General features: G+C 57.2%; 1 protein-coding gene. It reads right to left on the bottom strand.

Annotated elements, in window-relative coordinates; genetic code table 11:
- A partial coding sequence (locus ACOCD2_RS19625; protein ID WP_293653192.1) for a CHASE2 domain-containing protein occupies positions 1 to 1,200 on the bottom strand: 1,200 nt, incomplete at its 3' end.
- Positions 1,201 to 1,492 lie beyond the last annotated feature (292 nt).

The following is a 1,492-nucleotide window of genomic DNA, read 5'->3' as shown; positions in this document are numbered from 1 at the left end:
GCCGATGGCCGTCAGCGCCGTTTGCGAAAGCCGTCTTTCCTCGAACAGCACGCGCAGCAGCTTTCTGAGCAGATGCCCGTTGGCCGCAAGGAAAAACAGCACGATACTCACCAGCATCACCACAGGCGGATACCAGTAACCGAATCCCGAAAGCAGCAGGTAGTCCATGCCAAGCACGATAAGCAGCAGCAGACTGATGCCATAGACCCATCCCCAGCCACGAGGACGGTACAACAGCAGCATCAGCAGGATCAGCAGTGCATTGAACAGGTACTGCCATTGAACCGAAACGGGAACGATCAGCCGGTCCTGCAGTAACCCGTTCAGAACATAGGCATTGAATTCGACACCCGATACCGGACGGCCATGGGCTGATATCGGCGTGGGAATATTGTCCCCCAGGCCGGCAGCGGTGGCGCCGATGAGCACATATTTGTTGTAGAAGCGGTTTGCGGGAATATCACCATTGATGACATCTGCGTAAGAGAGCTTGCTGATATCCTTGCCGGAAGCTGGAAACGGTATCAGCACCTGCCGGTGTACCCGCCATACATTGGGTGACATATCGGTATACACAGGGGTTTTTCCGGAGCGTGGAAAGCCCTTGCTCTCGGGCCAGTCGCCCGCCACGCGGGCCATGGCCAGGGAAAGGGCCGGCCAGACCGGCCTGTCCAGCCCCGCCATGAGGAACGCGGACCTGGCAATGCCGTCTGCTTCCAGCTCGATATGCACATGCCCCAGCGCAGCAGCTGCTTTGCGCAGTTCAGGAAAAGGCAGGCTTTCCCGGAGTTCCGGCCCGGAACTGTAACGCTCAAGCACGACGGGCAAAACCACGCGCCCGTTGTTTCGGACCGACTCGACCAGCTCCCGGTCGTATTGAGGATGCCGCAGATCGGGCTCGGAAAAGATGATATCCATCGCCACCACAGCGGGCTTCCCTTCGGTGATCTTTTCCAGCAGCTCGGCATGAAGTTTGCGGGGCAAAGGCCATCGGCCCAGTGTGGCCAGAGTCTTGGAATCAATGGTTACAACAACGATGTCATCGAGCACCGGCGTGTTCATCTGCCTGATGAAACTGTCGTAGATCAGGTTGTCCAACTCGGAAAACCACGACTGCCAGGTTGCTGCCATCGCCAGAAGCAGCAGAGCTGCTCCCAGAACCAGCGTTACGCCCCAATCCTTTCGGCGCCGGTCTGCCATTTACAGCGCCAGCAGGATGATGGCTATCGCCGGTATGCCGAATAGATACCAGGGTTCAGGCTCCGGGAAAACAGTTTGCGCCGGACTCCATGCACCCGCATAACCGTCATCATCGATCACCCGCACACGGAAATGGACAGGCGACGGATACCTGGGCGAAGACCAGCGTGATTCAGTAAAAATCTGCGTTCTTAGAACGCAGACTTGCCTTTTGCCCCCTATAAGGGGGCTTTGATGCCAGCCTTCTGAGAAGGCTGGCTGGTGAGTTATCCCATTTCATTGATTACTTGCC

The sequence above is a fragment of the Thiolapillus sp. genome (genome assembly GCF_048562965.1).
Taxonomy (GTDB): domain Bacteria; phylum Pseudomonadota; class Gammaproteobacteria; order Chromatiales; family Chromatiaceae; genus Thiolapillus; species Thiolapillus brandeum_A.
This window is presented reverse-complemented; position numbering and strand designations above follow the sequence as displayed.